Annotated in this window: 17 protein-coding genes and 1 tRNA gene; 6 read left to right on the forward strand and 12 right to left on the reverse strand. The window is 56.8% G+C overall.

Features of this window, described 5'->3' with window-relative positions; genetic code table 11:
• Positions 1-97 precede the first annotated feature (97 nt).
• Both ABF824_RS03080 and ABF824_RS03085 read left to right on the forward strand, forming a co-directional pair.
• Positions 98-1,291 (forward strand): glycosyltransferase family 4 protein, encoded by a 1,194-nt coding sequence (locus tag ABF824_RS03080; protein WP_415486369.1) that lies wholly within the window; start codon positions 98-100, stop codon positions 1,289-1,291.
• 65 nt (positions 1,292-1,356) lie between these two features.
• Positions 1,357-3,543 carry a prolyl oligopeptidase family serine peptidase gene (locus ABF824_RS03085; RefSeq protein WP_415486370.1) on the forward strand — a complete coding sequence of 729 codons (2,187 nt, stop codon included), beginning with the start codon at positions 1,357-1,359 and terminating at the stop codon, positions 3,541-3,543.
• 4 nt (positions 3,544-3,547) lie between these two features.
• On the opposite strand, the gene ABF824_RS03090 is transcribed toward ABF824_RS03085, so the two are convergent.
• The 7 genes from ABF824_RS03090 to ABF824_RS03120 all read right to left on the reverse strand — a co-directional run bounded on the left by ABF824_RS03090 (position 3,548) and on the right by ABF824_RS03120 (position 10,263).
• Positions 3,548-4,585: a transporter gene (locus ABF824_RS03090; protein WP_415486371.1), complete on the reverse strand. Its 1,038-nt coding sequence runs from the start codon at positions 4,583-4,585 to the stop codon at positions 3,548-3,550.
• 209 nt (positions 4,586-4,794) lie between these two features.
• Positions 4,795-6,150 (reverse strand): ATP-binding protein, encoded by a 1,356-nt coding sequence (locus tag ABF824_RS03095; RefSeq protein WP_415486372.1) that lies wholly within the window; start codon positions 6,148-6,150, stop codon positions 4,795-4,797.
• A gap of 14 nt (positions 6,151-6,164) precedes the next feature.
• Positions 6,165-6,947: a response regulator gene (locus ABF824_RS03100; RefSeq protein WP_415486373.1), complete on the reverse strand. Its 783-nt coding sequence runs from the start codon at positions 6,945-6,947 to the stop codon at positions 6,165-6,167.
• A gap of 78 nt (positions 6,948-7,025) precedes the next feature.
• Positions 7,026-8,120 (reverse strand): tRNA 2-thiouridine(34) synthase MnmA, encoded by a 1,095-nt coding sequence (gene mnmA / locus ABF824_RS03105; RefSeq protein WP_415486374.1) that lies wholly within the window; start codon positions 8,118-8,120, stop codon positions 7,026-7,028.
• A 72-nt stretch (positions 8,121-8,192) separates the two neighbouring features.
• The gene (locus ABF824_RS03110) at positions 8,193-8,507 is read right to left on the reverse strand and encodes a ferredoxin family 2Fe-2S iron-sulfur cluster binding protein (protein WP_415486375.1); all 315 of its coding nucleotides are present in this window, start codon (positions 8,505-8,507) and stop codon (positions 8,193-8,195) included.
• 20 nt (positions 8,508-8,527) lie between these two features.
• Complete coding sequence (locus ABF824_RS03115; protein ID WP_415486376.1) at positions 8,528-9,694, reverse strand: cysteine desulfurase family protein; 1,167 nt, start codon at positions 9,692-9,694, stop codon at positions 8,528-8,530.
• Positions 9,695-10,062: 368 nt separating this feature from the next.
• On the reverse strand, positions 10,063-10,263 hold the full coding sequence (locus tag ABF824_RS03120) for a hypothetical protein (protein WP_415486377.1): 201 nt from the start codon (positions 10,261-10,263) through the stop codon (positions 10,063-10,065).
• A 208-nt stretch (positions 10,264-10,471) separates the two neighbouring features.
• Between ABF824_RS03120 and ABF824_RS03125 the strand changes: the two genes are divergently transcribed.
• Positions 10,472-11,815, forward strand: coding sequence for an MFS transporter (locus tag ABF824_RS03125; protein ID WP_415486378.1), 1,344 nt, complete (start codon positions 10,472-10,474; stop codon positions 11,813-11,815).
• Positions 11,816-11,965: 150 nt separating this feature from the next.
• Here the strand turns inward: ABF824_RS03125 and ABF824_RS03130 are convergent, their stop codons facing one another.
• The 4 genes from ABF824_RS03130 to hemE form a co-directional block, all read right to left on the reverse strand.
• Positions 11,966-12,433: a Spy/CpxP family protein refolding chaperone gene (locus ABF824_RS03130; protein WP_415486379.1), complete on the reverse strand. Its 468-nt coding sequence runs from the start codon at positions 12,431-12,433 to the stop codon at positions 11,966-11,968.
• 134 nt (positions 12,434-12,567) lie between these two features.
• Positions 12,568-13,017 carry a protoporphyrinogen oxidase HemJ gene (hemJ, locus tag ABF824_RS03135; RefSeq protein ID WP_415486380.1) on the reverse strand — a complete coding sequence of 150 codons (450 nt, stop codon included), beginning with the start codon at positions 13,015-13,017 and terminating at the stop codon, positions 12,568-12,570.
• A complete protein-coding gene (locus ABF824_RS03140) occupies positions 13,014-13,715 on the reverse strand; it encodes an HAD family hydrolase (RefSeq protein ID WP_415486381.1) in 702 nt (233 codons plus the stop codon). The genes hemJ and ABF824_RS03140 overlap by 4 nt, the downstream gene beginning before the upstream one ends.
• A 2-nt stretch (positions 13,716-13,717) precedes the next feature.
• Positions 13,718-14,788: a uroporphyrinogen decarboxylase gene (gene hemE, locus ABF824_RS03145; RefSeq protein ID WP_415486382.1), complete on the reverse strand. Its 1,071-nt coding sequence runs from the start codon at positions 14,786-14,788 to the stop codon at positions 13,718-13,720.
• Positions 14,789-15,209: 421 nt separating this feature from the next.
• Here hemE and ABF824_RS03150 point away from each other — a divergent pair, with 421 nt between their 5' ends.
• The 3 genes from ABF824_RS03150 (at position 15,210) to thiC (ending at position 18,287) form a co-directional block, all read left to right on the forward strand.
• The gene (locus tag ABF824_RS03150; RefSeq protein ID WP_415486383.1) at positions 15,210-15,848 is read left to right on the forward strand and encodes a Maf family protein; all 639 of its coding nucleotides are present in this window, start codon (positions 15,210-15,212) and stop codon (positions 15,846-15,848) included.
• Positions 15,849-15,945: 97 nt separating this feature from the next.
• Positions 15,946-16,021: transfer RNA gene (locus ABF824_RS03155), tRNA-Ala, on the forward strand.
• Between the two features lie 427 nt (positions 16,022-16,448).
• Positions 16,449-18,287 (forward strand): phosphomethylpyrimidine synthase ThiC, encoded by a 1,839-nt coding sequence (thiC, locus tag ABF824_RS03160; protein WP_415486390.1) that lies wholly within the window; start codon positions 16,449-16,451, stop codon positions 18,285-18,287.
• Positions 18,288-18,354: 67 nt separating this feature from the next.
• Here the strand turns inward: thiC and ABF824_RS03165 are convergent, their stop codons facing one another.
• Complete coding sequence (locus ABF824_RS03165; protein WP_415486384.1) at positions 18,355-18,660, reverse strand: hypothetical protein; 306 nt, start codon at positions 18,658-18,660, stop codon at positions 18,355-18,357.
• Between the last annotated feature and the right edge of the window lie 210 nt (positions 18,661-18,870).

The following is an 18,870-nucleotide window of genomic DNA, read 5'->3' on the forward strand; positions in this document are numbered from 1 at the left end:
CGCTTATTGACCGTCGCGACAGCACGGAGGTCAACCCCGGATATAAAAAGATACAAGAAGGTGCGGGACAGGACGGTCCGTGCTATCGGCAAAAGTTATGAAAACGTTTACGTCCCGGCCGGTCATCCTGCAGGTCCTGCCCACTCTGGATGCTGGTGGCGTCGAGCGTGGAACGATCGAGATGGTGCAGGCAATCGCGGAAGCAGGCGGTCTGCCGCTGGTCGCCAGCGCGGAAGGACGTCTGGTTCCCAAGGTTACCTATTATGGCGGCAGGCACATTCCGCTCGACCTTGGACGCAAATCACCCCTCGCCATCCTGCGCAACGCCATACGGCTGAAATCGATCATCGCCTCTGAAGGGGTCAGTCTCGTGCATGCCCGGTCCCGCGCGCCTGCATGGGCCGCGAAACTGGCCTGCCGCAGAAAAAAGACACCCTTCGTCACGACGTGGCATGGGGTGCACAATGAGAACTTTCCCGGAAAGAAAGCTTACAACGCCGTTCTGTCCGAAGGTGATCGCGTGATCGCCATCAGCAATTTCATCGCCGACCGGCTGAAACGCGACTACGGGGTGAACGACGAGCGGTTGCGCACCATTCCACGCGGGGCCGACACTCTTCAGTTCGATCCGGAAGCCGTGCGCGGTGAACGCGTGCGCGCCGTGCTGGAAAGCTGGAACATCGACGATGACGGTGCGGCGATCATTCTCATGCCAGCCCGCCTGACGGAATGGAAAGGGCAGGGGCTTCTGCTGGATGCTCTGGCGATCATGCAGCGCGAACAATGGACGACACGGCCGTGGGTATGTGTCCTCGTCGGCTCCGCACCGAAAAAATCCGGCTTTCCCAACACCCTTGAAGCACAGGCCCGCGAACTTGGTATCGCCTCGCATATCCGTTTCGGAGGTCATTGCAGCGACATGCCTGCCGCGCTGGCGCTCTCGGAAATGATCGTCGTCCCGTCGCTACGGCCTGAACCGTTCGGTCGCGTAGTGGTCGAGGCACAGGCCATGGCCCGTCCGGTGATCGTTGCGGCGCACGGCGCGGCGATGGAAACCGTCCGTCATGGCGAGACCGGCCTGCTGTTCCCGCCGGGCGATGCGCGGGCGCTCGCAGAAATGATTGCCGCTACACTCGAAGCGTCTGTCGAACAGCGGATGGCCTTGGGGCTCGCCGCACGCGAAAACGTGCTGGCGCACTACACGACGCGCTCCATGCAGCAGGCAACGCTTGGTGTGTATGATGAACTGCTGGGCACGACGCTCGTAGTCAACAGGGCCGCCACGCCTTAACCAGAAACGAAAGCAGACGTGCTACTGAGGTCTGATTGTCACATCGCATTCGGACATGCTTTTTCATGACTGCCAGACCTTTTCGATCCGGACATTTCACACCACTGAAACGCCCCCGCTTTCTGCTCACCAGCGCTGTTACCGGTGCGTTGATGCTGGCGACAGGGCACAATGCGGCAAAAGCCGACGAACCTCTTCCGCCGGGGGTGCCGTCCTTTCTCAGCGACATTCATGGTGCTGAGGCCATGGACTGGGTGGACGCGCAAAACCGCAGAACAGTCACGGCTCTGGAAACCGATCCGCGTTATACCGTTTTTCACGAACAGGCGCTTGAAGTGCTGCAAAGCAAGAACCGTCTGGATATACCGGAATTTCTCGGCGGCCAGATCTGGAACTTCTGGCAGGATGCCCACCATCCGCGCGGAATATGGCGCAGAACGACGCTTGCTTCCTATCGCACCGAAATGCCGGGCTGGCTGACCGCACTCGATGTCGACGCCCTTGCCAAAAAGGAACATGTCAACTGGGTCTTTCAGGGAGCTAACTGTCTCAAACCGAAAGACAGATACTGCCTTGTCGCGCTTTCTGATGGCGGAGAAGACGCACAGACACTGCGGGAATTCGACACGCAGGCACGACTGTTCGTTCTCGACGGCTTTGTCCTGCCACGCGCCAAGCAATCCGTCGCATGGGTGAACCGCGACACCCTTCTGGCAGGACGTGACTGGGACGGCACGGGTGCCACGCTGACAAGTTCGGGATATCCCTTTGTCATACGGCGCATTATCAGGAATGAGCCGTTCGATCAGGCCCTGGAAATCTATCGGGGAGAAAAAAGCGACGTTTCCGTCGATCCCGCGACGATAACTGATGGGGACGGCAACAGCCTTTTCCTCATCCGGCGTTCTCCAACATTCTTTACAAGCCAGTTCGCTATTCTCTCCGGCATGGACACAGCTTTTCAGGGTCGCAATGCCGGCACGCTTCAATGGCTGCCTCTGCCGGAAAAAATTGAACTGAAGGGCATGATTCACGGTCTCCTTGTCTTCGCGCTGGGTGAAGACTGGACCAGAACCGGTATGGATAAAATAAAGCAGGGCAGCCTGATCGCAGTCGACCCCAAGGACAGAAGCGGAAACGTCACTGTTCTTTTTGCGCCTGACAACAGGCAGGTGCTTGATGATGCCGCTGTGACGCATAACAGCATCATTGTCACATATCTGGAGAATGTGCGTGGACACGCCATGGTGCTGCATAGACACAGCAACACGTGGCAACATGTCGTTCTGCCGCTACCCGACATGTCCTCCGTCCGGATTATCGATACGGATCAGCAATCCGACGCCGCCTTTCTGAAAGTTGAGGGGTTTCTTGAGCCACCTCAGATATGGCTTGTTGGAACCAGTCAGGCAGGACTGGAAAAGATACGGCAGGAAAAAGACCTTTTCGACACAAGCAATCTGGCGGTCGAACAGTTAGAAGCCCGGTCGAAGGACGGGACCGCCATTCCCTATTTCCTCGTTCGCCAGAAAGGCATGACACCCAATGGGCATCATCCAACGCTGCTAACAGGATATGGTGGTTTCCAGATTCCCATGACACCCGCTTATGACGCCGTTCTCGGTCGTCTCTGGCTTTCACAGGGTGGCAGCTATGCGGTCGCCAATATTCGGGGTGGCGGAGAGTTTGGACCACAGTGGCATGAGGCCGCCAGAAAAACACATCGTCAGAAAGCATATGATGATTTTGCATCCGTCGGTCAGGACATTCTCAAAAGAGGCATCGCATCCAGAGACAGTCTGGGTATTCGTGGACGATCGAATGGAGGCCTGTTGATGGGCGTTGCTTTCACGCAGCACCCGGAACTGTGGAAAGCCGTGGTGATCGGCGTTCCTCTTCTCGATATGATAAATTTTGAAAATCTTTCGGCGGGATCATCATGGATCGATGAATATGGTTCCATGAAAAACCCGGAGGAAGCCCGGTTCCTCCGGACCATCTCACCATTACAGAACCTGAAGGCTTCCGTAACTTACCCGGAACCTTTTATCTTCACATCCACATCAGATGATCGCGTCGGACCGGTGCATGCGCGTCGTTTCGCCGCGCGGCTGGAAGCGCTGAAAAAACCTTTTCTATATTATGAAGATGTCGAAGGCGGTCATTCCGGTAACGTCAACGCGGAGGAAGTAGCCCATGAGCGTTCTCTGGAAGCCGTTTATCTGACGCAGAAACTCATGCCAAAACAGTAAGCCCTCAGAGCAGGCGGGCCACTTTCAGTCCAACCCATGTGCCGAACATGATGAAAAAGCACAGGCCGCCTGCCACCATGGTCCCCCACGGATGTTCGGCCAGAAACATGCCGCCCGTGTTCATGCCGAAGAAACCTGTAATGAACGTTGCCGGCAGCATGAGTGTCGTGCCCACGGAAACGAGATAAAGCCGTCTGTTCGTTTCTTCCGCCTGACTGGACGTCAGTTCATCCTGCAACGAGCGCGCGCGATCCTGCAAAGCCAGAAGGTCATCGAGCGCGCTATGAACCTGACGCTCGGAACGGTCCCGCAGATCATCTTCCGCCCACTCGGGAAGTTCGAGTTCCTCATCGTTGAAAATACGATTGATAGGAGCAATCACCCGCCGCAGTTCCGTCGAACGCCTGCGCACCTGTCCCAGCATACCGCTCATACGACCAAGATCGGTGTCATGGTCGCGCAGGAGCAGCACATCTTCGGCGCGATCAAGCTGATCATCGAGACGCGACATGGTGCGGCGCGCCGTATCGGCAAATTCCAGCAGGGCCATATCAACGAGACCCGCCGGATTGTCCGGCACCTTTCCCCTGTGAATTTCCCGATAAACGGCGCCCAATGCGGGAACAGGATGACGTCGGGTGGTGATCAGCAGATTGGGCCGCATAGCAAACCGCCATATGCAGACATCCCGATCTTCTTCCGAAGGCGCATCATCAAACGCGGGAAAAGCCCCGTAGACGAGATCATCCTCAGCTTCCAGACGCGCGCCGCCTTCCGTGCTTGTCAGATTCTGCTTGGCGTCATCGGTCAGGGAGGGAATGGCCTCGACCTGCGTGCGGGAGCGTGTGTGGACAATGTCGAAATGAAGCCAGGCCCAGCCATCTGCAGGAAAAGAGGGTTCCCTGAGGCAACTGGCAACGTCCTCCGGCGACAGCTTGGTCGGGCGGCTCTCAGCACCACAGAAAACGGCCCAGACAAGACCATCCGCCAGAGCTGTGGTGGGTTCGGGCAAAAGCAGGGCAGGAGGCTGGATGTCAGGCATGTTTTCTCCCTCCTCTCGCTCTCACCACAAAGCACCTGCTTGCAAAGTTAGTGATCTTGCACAAGACCTCTGGCCTGACAATGCACCCTCACCACAGAGGACGCATGGTTTTCCCCTATCTGCCTGAAAACTGGAGAAGCTGCTCTTTTAATTTGAAAACAGGATATGATCCAAACTGACGATAAAAGTTTTATGAAACTGATAAAATCTCAAACGGAACGAACGGGGAGGATCACCTCCGCTCTCAGACCACCAGACGGTCTATTGGACAGGGAAAAGACTCCACCAGCACGTTCGATTTCGCGCTTCACAATGGCAAGACCAAGCCCCATGCCGCCTGTCCGTCGTGAACGGGAGCTTTCCACGCGATAAAACGGGGTGGTGACGCGCTCGATCTCCGTATCGGGAATACCCGGACCATTATCGTCGACACGGACAATAACGTTCTTTCCTTCCTGCCGCATGGAAATGGCTGCGGAGCCTGCATAGTTCAGAGAATTTTCCACCAGATTTGTGAAAACACGTTTCATGGCCAAAGGTGGAAGAACGAGCGGCAGACGATCAGGCCCGTCATATGTGACGTTGTCACCCCGATCCGCGGCATCATCGGTGATGGTGGCGAGAATGGCCGCAAGATCGATCGAGCGGGCCGCTTCCCGCTTCTTTTCCCCGGACAGATAGGCCAGCACGCCGTCAACCATGGCCTCCATTTCGTCGATATCGCCTTCGATCGCTTCCTGCGCTTCCCGGTCTTCCAGAAACCCGGCGCGCAGTCGCAGGCGGGCCAGAGGCGTGCGCAGATCATGCGAAACGGCAGCGAGAGCTTCGGTGCGATCCTCGATCAGTTGAGATATCCGCTTCTGCATCGCATTGATGGCGTGTGCCAGATGACGGACTTCCCGTGGTCCCTTCTCTTCCAGTGGCTCCCACTCGCCCGCGCCAATCGTATCCGCAACGGTTGCCAGACCGCGCAAAGGCAGACTCAGCGCATGCACCAGCATGGCCGCGACCATCAGAACGGCCAGTGTCACAATCGCGGCCGTGGCGACACCGCGCGTGATGATATGACCGCGCAGAATATCCGGTGCGGTGAAAAGAAGCTGGCTTCCATCATGAAGCACGAGCGTCCCGCTGATGTCGTTCCATTGCCCTGGTCCCCCACGCGCAAGACGCAGATCGAAATGCACCAGTATCGGATTGGCTTTCACCAGCCGCCTGTGCAGCGTGAGCATTCCATTGGCTTCAGGCCGTAGATCGCGTCCAGACGGAAGCGGAAACCAGACAATCCGCAGATCGTCCGTGGACAGCATGGTCGAAAGCATGGCGCGGCTACTGGCGGGCGCACCGTCGATCACACGCACATCCGTGGCCAGCCGTTCGCCGATCAGGTCAAAGCGGTCACTGTCCTCAATGATCGCTTCGGCGCGTTCATACAGCGTCCAGCTTGCGACAAAAACGACGCCGATCGCCGCCAGAAGAACGAACAGCACCCGCCCCATAAGCCCTCTGGGCCAGAGCAGGATGCGGCGTTCACGCGGCAAGGAAACAGGCATCTCGATGGGCATGGAAACGCCCGTTTTCAGACCCGTTCAACCGGTGCTGTGAAAATATAGCCCTGTCCCCGGACGGTACGGATCAGACTGTCAGCCTCCGTCCCCAGCTTGCGACGCAGACGGCTGACCAGCACGTCGATGGAGCGATCCGACACATCGCCAAGACGGGTGCGTGACAGTTCAAGCAGACGGTCACGCCCGATCACACGCTGCGGGTTATCGAGGAAACTGACCAGCAGGTCGTGCTCGGCTCCGGAAATTTCCACTGCCGCGCCCGTCGGATCATAAAGTTCACGACGCCGCAGATCCAGCGACCAGCCTGCGAAGTTGATGATTTCCTTGCGCTGCCGTCCCGTCGCCGCAACGGGAGACGCCTGTCCCCTGCGCAATACGGCGCGAACGCGGGCCAGCAGTTCCTTCTGCCCAAACGGCTTGGCGACATAATCATCCGCGCCAAGTTCAAGCCCCAGCACACGATCCAGTTCCTCACCACGGGCGGAGACCATGATGATGGGCACATGGGTGAACGCCTCATCCTCCACGCCGCCCTTCACGCCACCCTGTCGGAGCGCCCGGCACAGATCGAGACCGTTCATGCCCGGCATCATCACATCCAGAATGATGAGATCGGCAATTTCCGTCTCCAGCGCTTCCCACATCGAGCGCGCGTCCGGAACGGCACGGATACGATAGCCATCCGCCTGAAGCGTGCGTGTGAGGAGGGTGCGCATCCCCGCGTCATCCTCGACGACAAGGATGCGCGTTGGAAGATCGTGCAAATCGGCTTCGTGCGACGTTTGTTCGTTCATTCTTTTCGCATGGTCCGGTTGGGAAACGGGCTCAAACTGTAATGTTTTTTTTGTCCTGCGTCGAGAATGACACGCAACTCAGCTCAAAGTTCCCTCACGACTGCGACAGATCAGGCCGCCCCCAAGAACGCGAGAGCCATCATAAAGCACGCAGGCCTGCCCCGGCGCGGGCAATGCTGGCTCATCCAGCACTACTTCCGCTCCCGTTCCAACCGCACGCACGGACGCCGCACGCGGCTTCTCCCGCGCACGGAGCTGGACCATGCAGCGCACCGTCTCACCGCTTGCTTCGTCTGGCGGCGTAATCAGCCAGTTCATGTCCCGTAAATGACAGGTCGTCACCATTGAACCGGTGCGGGGCGCAACGACAATACGACGCCTTTTCGGCTCGACGGCCACCACCATCTGCCGCTCACCATCGATCTGCGCAGCCGCGCCCAGCCGTTTGGTCTGTCCGACCGTGTAACGTGTGACACCGTCATGCTGCCCAAGCACCTTACCGTCCCGATCAACGATCTCGCCTTCGCCGCGCATGTCGGGTCGGAGCGTTTCAACGAGGTCAGAGTAGGAGCCCTTGGGAATGAAGCAGATGTCCTGACTGTCCGGCTTGTCGGCCACCAGCAGGCCAAAGCGCTCGGCTTCGACACGCACAGCCTGCTTGTCCGGCATCTCGCCCAGTGGGAAGCGCAGATAGTCAAGCTGCTCTCTGGTGGTGGCGAACAGGAACCAGCTCTGGTCCCGGTCGGCATCGACGGGACGATGCATCTCGGCGCCCTCTGGCCCCTCCACGCGGCGAACGTAATGACCGGTCGCCATGGCGTCGGCGCCAATATCCTTGGCCAGCCCCAGCAGATCGGTGAACTTCACCCCCTGATTGCAGGCCACGCATGGAACCGGCGTCTCGCCGCTGGCATAGGAGTTGGCGAACCGTTCGATCACGCTGTCGCGGAACCGTTCTTCCGCATCGATGACATAATGGGGAATGCCCAGACGCTCGGCGACCTCGCGCGCGTCCTGAATGTCGCGACCCGCGCAGCAGGCGCCCTTTTTGGCCGCGCCACGGCTGTCGTAAAGCTGGAGAGTGGCGCCGATCACCTCATGGCCCTGCTCCACAAGGCGCGCGGCGACCACCGAACTGTCCACGCCTCCGGACATGGCAACGAGAATACGCATAACGGTCAGGCCCCTTCCAACGGGAAAACGTCCGGCCCGCGCCGTCGCTTTCCCGACGGGACCGAACCGGTCTCAGCTTTTGCGTGGCAGGCGGACTTTCAGCCCGTCCAACGCATCGCTCATGATGATCTGGCAACCAAGACGCGATGTTGCCTCAAGCCCGAAGGCCAGGTCCAGCATATCTTCTTCGTCTTCCGTCGGGGTGGACAGTTTCGGCGCCCAGGACGGATCGACGATTACATGGCAGGTCGCGCAGGCGAGGGAGCCTTCGCATGCTCCTTCGAGATCCACGCCATGCTTGTGCGCAATCTCCAACACGGACAGGCCAACGGGTGCATCGACTGTACGCTCGGTACCATCGGGCTCGACGAAAATCATGTGGGGCATTCGGAATTCTCGCTCAGTCTCTACTCTCGGGCGACAGACGCCCTCACCTGTTGTACCGCCCCGGCCAGCAGCGCCGCCGCACGTGCGATATCGGCGGGCGTGGTAAAGCGTCCGGGCGACAGACGCAAGCTTTCTGCGGCCTCGGACGGTTCCAGCCCCATGGCCGTCAGCACATAGGAAGGCTCAAGATCTGCCGAGGAACAGGCCGAGCCAACGGACAGAGCCATCTCCGGGAGAGCCTCCATCACTTTCGGCGCAGGCGCGCCATGCAGGCGGAGGCTGAGAATACCCGGCAGGCGTGGGGCCGCCTCGCCGTTGATCGAACAGGCAATCTGCCGCTCTCCCAGCCCTGTTACGAGGTCTGCCGCGAGCTTGCGCAGTCGGGCATCGTCAGAATGTCCTTCCACGCGGGCGATACGGGCCGCTTCCCCAAACCCGGCCACCAGCATGGCGGGGAGGGTGCCGGAGCGCAGGCCGCGCTCCTGCCCACCGCCAGAGAACAAAGGTTCCAGCCGCACCCTCGGGCGTCGCCGCACGAAAAGCGCCCCTACGCCTTTGGGGCCATACATCTTGTGGGCCGAAATGGATGCCAGATCGAGATCAAGCGCCCGGACATCAATGCCCATTTTCCCTGCCGCCTGCGCGAGATCGGAATGAAAAAGCGCGCCGGCCTCCTTCACGATCCGTCCAAGGGTCGGCAAATCCTGCAACACACCGGTTTCGTTGTTAGCCGCCATGATGCTGACCAGTGCGGTGGGAACAGACAGCGCTTCCCGCAACCGGTCCGGATCAACGCGCCCATTGCTGTCCACCCCGAGGATGACAGGCTCGAACCCTTCCAGCGCCAGAGACCGCACACTTTCCAGAACGCATTTATGTTCAGTCGCCACCGTGACAATGCGCTGACGCTTGTCGCCCTGTTTTTTCAGGAAACGCGCCGCCCCCTTGATCGCAAGATTGTTCGCTTCGGTCGCGCCGGACGTGAAGATGATCTCCATCGAGCCAGCACCGATCAGAGCTGCTACCTCATGCCGCGCCGCTTCAACCAGAGCGGCAGTGCGTTTGCCTGGCGCATGCGTGTCACTGTGCGGATTGGCGTATTCTTCTGCAAACAAAGGCGCCATGACCGCCATGACACGCGCATCACACGGAGTGCTGGCCGCGTTGTCGAGGTAGATTTCCTGCATGGCTCTTTCAGTGTTTCTGCTTGAGGGCAATCCCGGTGAGTGAGAAATGGTTCGGAAGGCGCCAAAGCGCAAGCCTCACCTGGTCTGAAGCAGCATGCGACAGATCGCCCCTGTGATCACTTTTACAGATCAGAGTGCTCTGTCTTTCCAGACCTTTCCTTGCGCCACTGATGATCGCGTCTGATCGAAAGATGAGATGTTTCGTCGTCTCTTCGATAGGCGATCACAACACAATTTTACAAAACTGTTATAACCTTAATATAAAACAACTTTTACAAAATCATTATAGTGGACATTTTCATCCGGAACAAAAATCTTTGAAAAAATCTTGTGATGCTGATAAAGGGCTGATGAGAAATTGAAGTGGATTAAACAATTGCAAGGAGAAAAATGATTTTTCTTAATGGATCGGATTCGATCTGATCCATGGATGGAATTTCTCCTGTCAGCATCAATGCTGACCCTTTTTCTGCTTTGAGAAAAGCAGGTTCCACCACCGTTATCATATGGTGCATTCCAGTGTGAATTTCCGCTGGTTGTTTAATTCCATCCTTTGGCCAAAAGGACATTTTCGATATCCGCCCGATTTTTCTGACTCATTCTTTCTGTCAGGAATCCTGTATCGGCACTGTGCGGATTGTCGTTTTCACCCATCAAGATTCCGGTTCCATGCCTGCGAAGGACATATCCGGAGAACATGCGCGCAACGTTTCTCTGAATTATCCTTCAGAGTTCTTTCCCTGTTGTTGCTGCCTGCGTAAAGAGGAACCTTTCCCCTTGAAACAGACAGATACTCTGTCCCCTTCCCCGACATCCTTTGCCGACCGGCTCGGCATTCCCGCTCCATTGTTCTGGGGTTTTGTCGGTCTTCTTTTCTTCATGATCGGCGACGGTGTCGAAGCCGGTTACCTCGCCCCCTATCTCGAAGGTCAGGGCGTTTCATCGCGCGACACTGCCCTGCTGTTCACCCTCTACGGTGTAACGGTCTCGATCTCCTCCTGGCTGTCCGGTCCTCTTTCCGATTTATGGGGCCCGAAAAAGGTCATGTGGATCGGGCTTGGTCTCTGGGCCGTGTTTGAAGTCATGTTTCTGCTCATGGGTGTGGCCACAAACAGCTATCCCATGATGCTCACAGCCTATGCTCTGCGTGGTTTCGGTTATCCGCTGTTCACATATGGATTTCTCGTATGGATTGCCGCGGCGACGCCTCCGCGTCAGCTTGGGTCCGCAGCTGGCTGGTTCTGGTTCGCCTTCTCGGGTGGCCTGCCCACCCTCGGCTCGCTGTTCGCCAGCTTCGCCATTCCTGTCATCGGTGAAATGGCCACGTTCTGGTCTTCTCTGGGACTGGTGGTTTTCGGCGGCCTGCTTGCGCTTCTTCTGACCCGTGAGCCAATCGGCAGCCGTCCGCTTGCAACCAAGGACGCAGCACCATCCGAAATATTCTTCAGTTCGCTGAGCATCCTGTGGCGCGAACCGAAGACCTTCATCGCAATGCTCGTTCGCACGATCAACACGTCATCCGAGTATGCGTTTCTGGTCATCATGCCGAGCTTCTTCACGAAAGTGATCGGCTTTACCCTCTCGCAGTGGCTCCAGCTTCTCTCCATCGTGTTCCTCTCGAACATTCTGGTGAACCTGCTTTCCGGTATCTCGGCTGACCGCATCGGTCATCGTAAGGTCGTTGCTTTCGGCGGTGGCATCGGTGCAGCCATCATGGTTCCGGCGTTCTACTATGTGCCGCAGATGTATCCCGGCAACTTCATGGTCGCCGCTATCGTTGGTGCGCTTTACGGTGCGACGCTGGCTGCCTTTGTGCCGCTCTCGGGGCTTGTTCCGCAGATCTGCCCGAAAGAAAAAGCCGCTGCTCTGTCGGCTCTGGGTCTGGGAGCTGGCGCCAGCACCTGGGTCGGTCCGGCTATCGTGACGTGGTTTGAATCATGGCGCGGTATCGAAGGTATCGTGTGGATTTTCTCGGGTCTGTATGTCCTGTCCGCTCTGATGACGTTCACGCTGACGATCTCTCCTGAAGCACGTCGCCATCTGGAAAAGGTGACCAAGCGCGAACAGGCTGCTGCACGCGGCGATATAGCGGGGGAACTGGGATTGGCTGAGCGCGCCTGATTCCTCAGATCATCTGTTTCCTACGAAAAGAGGGGAAAGTCTTGACGGACTTTCCCCTCTTTTTTGTGTCCGGATGTTTTGTAAAAAATCATCCCGCACAAAAACCCCGCTTCCAGCAGTGATCTGGAAGCGGGGCCAAAAGTCTAACGATCAGTTATCATTTTTATCGTGTTCGATGTCATGGATCTGCGCCATGAGGGCGTCAATCTTGTCATGCCGGGTCTTAACCGCCGCAAGCTGCTCTGCCGTCAGAACATTGCGCACCTTGACCGCTGTTTCCAGACGGGCCGCGTTCTGCTTGGCGTCCAGATCATCTTCCTGCTTCTGCAGATCACTCAGCTTGGTCTGATCGACTTTACCAGGGGCGAGGAGAAGGTCCTCGATCTGCTTGTGAAGATCACGATCCTGCTTACGGATGTCTTTTGAGGAAGAGCGGTCTTCCTTGAAAATAGCCTTGACGGCGTCCTTCTGCTTGGCGGTCAGATCTGCCCCTTCAAGAAAAGGAAAGGGAGCACCGCAATGTGGCGGGGCTGGGGGCATGGGGCCATGAGCCTGCGCCTGAGCGACTGAGAAAAGACCGGCCGCCATGGCTGCCATTAAAAATGCACTACGCTTCATGGAACTCCGTCCTGTTCTTATGCAGTAGAGATTCTTCTCATCTGCTGTCAGGAGGTAGAACACATGAAAATCATGACGAAAAAATCACAGGTTTGCTACGAAATGTAAGGATCGCAGCATATTATCATTACAAATCAAAAAGGTTTTACAATGACCATGATCACTATAACGATCATGAGCACGGTCGGAACTTCGTTCGCCATGCGATAAAACTTCTCTGAATGAAGATTTTCATCACGTGCAAAAGCCGAACGCCAACGTGCGCAGAAACCGTGAAAGACGAACATGCCCGCAAGGCAGGCCATCTTCACGTGCCACCATCCGGCCATCCAGTTTATGATGCCGGGCGTCAGAACCAGCAGGCTGCCGAACAGGAGAGAGGCAATCATTGCCGGCGTGGTGATCGCACGCAACAAACGCCGCTCCATAATCTTGAAACGCTCGCTTTCAGCCGACCCGGCCTGCACCTGACAGTGATAGACATACAGTCGGGGCAGGTAGAAAAGCCCCGCCATCCACGCAATGATGGACATCACGTGAAATGCCTTGATCCAAGGATACCACGGCAGCAGCGCGTCCATCATGACGCCTGCTTGCTCTGGGACTGCAAGGTGCGACGCAGTAGAGCGGAGAACTCTGCAAGAGTGCTGACACGGATCAGGCCCGGCCAGTCCGGGGCAGGTTCAGCCTTATCCCGCAGCAGAACACAGGTCATCCCTGCTTCAAGAGCGGCTTTCGCACCCGTATCACTGTCTTCCAGCACGACGCACTCATCAGGCGGAATACCTTCCTCGACAGCGGCATGAAGATACACGGCTGGCGATGGCTTGGGCTTCTGCATATCCGTGGCGGAATGAATGCGTTCACGGGGAATGAAATCGAACAGACCGCTTCCGTCGAATTTCGCATCCATTTCCAGCATCGAGGAATTGGACCCTACGCGCATCGGAATGCGCAGCGCCTGCACATCCCGCAGCATCTGAGGCGTGCCGTCGATTGTATCCACGGAAACACGAAACGACTCGACAAAGCGGTCGCGCGTGGTGGTGCACCAGTTTTCAGGCAATGACTGACCTGACTGAGCCTCAATTTCTTTTTTCAGCGACATCAGGGCCTTGCCGCCAAAACGCCCGACGGCTTCCTCATCACTGATGGATAATCCCGCTTCCCGGGCGGACTGCGCGATGATGCGACAGCTTGTTCCCTCACTGTCGATGAGCACGCCGTCACAGTCGAAAATGATGAGACCAAGCCGCCCGTCAGGTTTCAAAGCGGAAACCATCGTCAGACCGTTCTCAAAGCGGCGATGAGTTCTCCGACATGTTCCGTCGGTGTTTCGGGCAGGACTCCATGACCGAGATTGAAGACATGCGGGCGTCCCCGTCCTGCTTCCCGGATGGCCAGTGCTTCACGAATCATGGCTTTACCGCCCGCCAGCACAGCCACCGGGTCCAGATTGCCCTGCAACACCAGATCGTCTCTCACCTGAGACGCGATCGTTGTGAGGTCTGCACCCGTATCCAGCGCCATCGCATCCACACCGGTTTCGCGCGCATATTCCGGCGCCATCACGCCAGCCAGACGAGGAAAGCCTATCACGGGAACATCGGGATAGCGGCTTTTGAGGCTCTGAACGATCTGCCGGGTAGGATTAATGACATGCCGCCGGAATTCATGAGGCGGCAACAAACCCGACCAGGAATCGAACAGCATCACGGCCTGTGCTCCGGCCTCGATCTGATCGGCCAGCATGGAAGCCGTTGTTTCCATCAGCAGATTGATCAGACGGTCGAACAGGACTGGTTCGCGGAAAGCCATCAGCCGTGTCTGGGCAAATTCCTTGGAGCTTCCGCCATCGACCATGTAGCAGCTGACGGTGAAAGGCGCGCCAGCGAACCCGATCAGCGTGACCGTGTCCGGTGCCGCGGCGCCTACCTGTTCGCCAAGAGCCTTGCGCACGCGTCGCAACGTTTCCGCGACCGGGGCTGTCCGCTCTGCAATGCGCTTCGGGTCCAGACGGGCCAGATCCGCTTCACTGCGGATCGGTTCCAGAACGGGTCCCCGTTTCTCGATGAACTGCAGGGACTGCCCCATCGCCCATGGCAGGACGAGAATATCGGAAAACAGGATTGCGCCATCCATGGCGAAACGCCGGATCGGCTGAAGCGTGATCTCCGTTGCAAGTTCGGGCGTCATGCAGCGCGTCAGAAAGTCCGCTTTTTCCCTGAGAGCCCTGAATTCCGGCAGGAAACGTCCGGCCTGTCGCATGAGCCAGATTGGAGGCGGCCACATCGCCTCGCCCTTCAGGGTGCGTAAAAGCCGTCGATTTTCGTCAGTGCCTTGTGTGCTGCTCACTATCCGTCCGCCACTCGCTTTCAATCAGTGCCCCATCTCTAACGAAGAAAAGAAAATAAAGAAATGATGAGGTTTCTATTGGGGGTGTGTATGACGGGGTACCCGGCTTTCCAAAAATGTACCCCAGTTTTCCCCGACTGTGTACAGAATCTATCCTCTCGGAAAATATGGATTTTTCGGAGTTATCCAGAAATCCCCACAACCGGGCTGTGTACAACTCACCGTGTCGGGGCTTGTACCCTTTGTCCACGGTACTCGGTACTATGGGGCTTGGTGCTCCGTACTATCCCCATGTACCCCAGTACCGCACAAAGTACTCGGTACAGTACTCACCGAAGTACTCACGGGGTGTAAGTACATTGTGCCTGCGGAAAACATCTTCAGAGAAAGCTGAAAGCAAATGATCGACTCGAGTACTGGCATGTCTGAAGTACTGTCCCATTCTTTTTTTGCTAAAAAAGCCCCTCTTATTTTGGCCAGCGGGTCCACCGCCCGTCAGGCGCTTCTCAGGCAAAGTCAGGTCCCGTTCATTGTGCGGACGGCTGATATTGATGAGGGGTATTTCAAGGAAGAAGGCCGCAGAGAGAACAGCGATATCTCACAGGTTGCCCTGACGCTGGCCAAGGCCAAGGCAGAAGCCGTTGCCAAAGAACTGGGTGATCCTGCTGCATATATTATAGGCGCGGATCAGATGCTTGGCTGTGAGGGGGAATGGTTCGACAAACCCGGTTCATTGCAGTTGGCGGAGGAGCAACTTCTGCGCCTGCGTGGGCATACGCATCATCTCTATAGTGCAGTGGTTCTTTATCAGGGTGGTAAGGTCGTATGGACGCATCTGGCACGCCCAGCCCTGACGATGCGTTCCTTTTCCGATGCGTTTCTGCACGCCTATCTCGCCTGTGAAGGCGAAGCGCTTCTGGGATGCGTGGGCGCCTATAGGCTGGAAGGGCTTGGGATACAGCTTTTCAGCCATATAGAAGGCGATCATTCCGCCATTCTGGGGCTTCCCTTGTTGCCGTTGCTGGCCGCTCTAAGGGATTTTGGCGTTGTCGGCGGATAATTGCGCGACAATGCCACAAGAAGACTTGTCATCCCTACCTCAACGGGGTATACGCGCCTCCACCTGAGTGACTTCATATGACAGTCGCTCTGTGTGTGGGGCCATAGCTCAGTTGGGAGAGCGCCTGAATGGCATTCAGGAGGTCGTCGGTTCGATCCCGATTGGCTCCACCAGTTTCCCTCTACAATTTACATAAAACTGATATTTCTCGTGGTCATAGAGACATGATCTCCCATGAGAATCCGCATATCTGTCCTGAGCATTGCGGCGCTTTAAGTTGTTCTGACGAACACTTCCTTTCACAAATATGAAAGTGGCTTGTAGCGGAAAAGCAGAATGGGCTTTTCTCATTGACAGATGGCCCTTGTTGCCGACCATATGAGTTTACCAAGGGGGGTTCCGCTCAAGGAACTGAGAGGCTGCATGTCCCGCAAAGGACGGCGCAGCGACCCTGCCAGCGCTTATATCAGCGTTGGGGAACCTGATCCGGTTAGTACCGGCGGAGGGACTGGTCTGGTCGCGAGCAGCGCCGTGCGCCCCATACCCACGGTAGACCCATCCGGCTCGACCCGTTCTTCGCAAGAACGCGAGGACGTCGTCATGAACCACATTACGCCCAAAGGCCCCGACACCAAGGCCCCCGCACCGGGCCATGTCACAACAGGCCCCATCTGGGGCTCAAGAAAAGTCTATTCAAGCCCGGAAAATCATCCTGAAATCCGCGTTCCCTTCCGGGAAATCGCTCTTGATCCGTCAGCCAACGAAGCACCGTTACAGCTGTACGACACCTCCGGCCCTTATACAGACACCGACATCAGCATTGATGTGGCCAAAGGGTTGCCGAAGGTCCGGTCGGAATGGCTGGCGAAGCGCGGCTTCAGCAAGGCTACTCCCCGCACGGTAAAGCCGGAAGACAATGGCGGCGCGACCGGCGACAATCTCGTCGATCCGTGTCCTGCGCCGCATACGGTGCTCGAAGCGGGGTCTGCAAAACACGTCACGCAGTATGAGTTCGCGCGCGCCGGGATCATCACTGAGGAGATGATTTACGTCGCTCATCGTGAAAATCTTGGTCGGCTGAAAGCTGCTGAAGGCGCGGCGGCACGTCGGGCCGATGGTGAGGATTTCGGGGCCGCCATTCCCGAATTCGTCACACCGGAATTCGTGCGTGACGAGATCGCCCGTGGGCGCGCCATCATCCCGGCCAACATAAACCACCCGGAACTTGAGCCAGTCATCATTGGTCGTAATTTCCTTGTGAAGGTAAACGCCAATATCGGCAATTCCGCCGTCACATCTTCCGCCGCTGAAGAAGTGGAAAAGCTGGTCTGGTCGATCCGCTGGGGTGCGGATACGGTGATGGATCTTTCGACGGGTCGGAACATCCACAACATCCGTGACTGGATCCTGCGCAACGCCCCGACGCCAATCGGCACCGTTCCGCTCTATCAGGCGCTTGAGAAAGTCGGCGGTGATGTCAGCAAGCTTTCGTGGGAAGTCTTCCGTGATACGTTGATCGAGCAGGCCGAGCAGGGCGTGGATTACTTCACCATCCATGCAGGTGTGCGGCTTGCCCATATTCCGCTGACCGCCGAGCGTGTCACCGGCATCGTTTCACGTGGCGGCTCGATCATGGCGAGCTGGTGCCTGATGGAACACCGCGAGAGCTTCCTCTACGAGCATTTCGCGGACATCTGCGACATCATGCGCAAGTATGACGTTTCGTTCTCTCTCGGTGATGGTCTGCGTCCGGGCTCAATTTCCGATGCCAACGATGCCGCACAGTTCGCCGAATTGGAAACGCTCGGTGAACTGACGAAAATCGCCTGGGCAAAGGGCTGTCAGGTGATGATCGAAGGCCCCGGTCATGTGCCGATGCACAAGATCAAGGCCAACATGGACAAGCAGTTGAAGGAATGCCACGAGGCGCCTTTCTATACGCTTGGCCCGTTAACGACAGATATCGCACCGGGTTACGATCACATCACGTCCGCTATTGGCGCCGCGATGATCGGTTGGTTCGGCACGGCGATGCTCTGCTACGTCACGCCAAAAGAGCATCTCGGACTGCCCAACCGTGATGATGTGAAAGTTGGTGTGATTACATATCGACTTGCAGCCCATGCAGCCGATCTTGCCAAGGGACATCCATCCGCCAAGCTGCGTGACGATGCTCTGAGTCGGGCCCGCTTCTCGTTCCGTTGGGAAGACCAGTTCAAGCTGTCGCTCGATCCGGATACAGCCCGCGCTTATCATGATGAAACGCTACCAAAAGACGCGCACAAGACAGCGCATTTCTGCTCGATGTGCGGTCCGAAGTTCTGCTCGATGCGGATCTCGCAGGATATTCGCGACGATGCGCAACGCATCGCTGGGATGGAGGAAAAGAGCCGCGAGTTCCGTGAGGCTGGCGGTAAGGTTTACGTTCCAGCCGAGTGAGAAAAGACTAGGGGAATCTGGTGTCTGGTCCAACCCGGACACCAGGTATTCCGATAAAAATAACTGTTTATGGACGTGTATCGTCTACCTTCATCCCGAGATTTTCAGCAATTTCACCTCTGTCCTGTGACAGAGGTACCATGATGGCTTTCCGGCCCGGCTGATAAGCGCTGGTGTTCCATCCGCGCGCTTGTCCAATCGCACTGACAAGATGATAAAATCCAAGCCATTTTGAATCTTGTGCAGGTGGTTTCCAGAATCTCACAACGAGGGCACATGTTGCGATGATAAAGGAAATGATTGCAGTTGTTGTCGCCACATAGGACGCTGGAATGATGGTGAGAATGAAACTGATGATTTTATCTATATCCATTGATTCTAACTTTGTTTTTTATTGTTAAAAGCCTCCGTAAATCGTTTGCCATCACCATTAGCGATAAAGAGGGTGAAGGTGTTCGTTCCTGCGGAAGTGCTGCTTGATGATGCGCGGTAAGGTAATAAAACGCAGGACAAATAATTTATAAAACTAATGAAAAAATATCATGATTTCACAGAAATTGAGAGAAGATTGGCATTGCACCAG

Origin of the sequence: Acetobacter sp. (genome assembly GCF_047721705.1) — a bacterium.
Classification (GTDB): domain Bacteria; phylum Pseudomonadota; class Alphaproteobacteria; order Acetobacterales; family Acetobacteraceae; genus Acetobacter.

Coding starts and splice junctions, on each gene's coding strand:
- ABF824_RS03080 (WP_415486369.1), top strand. CDS start 98: ATGAAAACGTTTACGTCCCGGCCGGTCATCCTGCAGGTCCTGCCCACT.
- ABF824_RS03085 (WP_415486370.1), top strand. CDS start 1,357: ATGACTGCCAGACCTTTTCGATCCGGACATTTCACACCACTGAAACGC.
- ABF824_RS03090 (WP_415486371.1), bottom strand. CDS start 4,585: ATGCCTGACATCCAGCCTCCTGCCCTGCTTTTGCCCGAACCCACCACA.
- ABF824_RS03095 (WP_415486372.1), bottom strand. CDS start 6,150: ATGCCCATCGAGATGCCTGTTTCCTTGCCGCGTGAACGCCGCATCCTG.
- ABF824_RS03100 (WP_415486373.1), bottom strand. CDS start 6,947: ATGAACGAACAAACGTCGCACGAAGCCGATTTGCACGATCTTCCAACG.
- mnmA (WP_415486374.1), bottom strand. CDS start 8,120: ATGCGTATTCTCGTTGCCATGTCCGGAGGCGTGGACAGTTCGGTGGTC.
- ABF824_RS03110 (WP_415486375.1), bottom strand. CDS start 8,507: ATGCCCCACATGATTTTCGTCGAGCCCGATGGTACCGAGCGTACAGTC.
- ABF824_RS03115 (WP_415486376.1), bottom strand. CDS start 9,694: ATGCAGGAAATCTACCTCGACAACGCGGCCAGCACTCCGTGTGATGCG.
- ABF824_RS03120 (WP_415486377.1), bottom strand. CDS start 10,263: ATGTCCTTTTGGCCAAAGGATGGAATTAAACAACCAGCGGAAATTCAC.
- ABF824_RS03130 (WP_415486379.1), bottom strand. CDS start 12,433: ATGAAGCGTAGTGCATTTTTAATGGCAGCCATGGCGGCCGGTCTTTTC.
- hemJ (WP_415486380.1), bottom strand. CDS start 13,017: ATGATGGACGCGCTGCTGCCGTGGTATCCTTGGATCAAGGCATTTCAC.
- ABF824_RS03140 (WP_415486381.1), bottom strand. CDS start 13,715: ATGGTTTCCGCTTTGAAACCTGACGGGCGGCTTGGTCTCATCATTTTC.
- ABF824_RS03150 (WP_415486383.1), top strand. CDS start 15,210: ATGTCTGAAGTACTGTCCCATTCTTTTTTTGCTAAAAAAGCCCCTCTT.
- thiC (WP_415486390.1), top strand. CDS start 16,449: ATGAACCACATTACGCCCAAAGGCCCCGACACCAAGGCCCCCGCACCG.
- ABF824_RS03165 (WP_415486384.1), bottom strand. CDS start 18,660: ATGGATATAGATAAAATCATCAGTTTCATTCTCACCATCATTCCAGCG.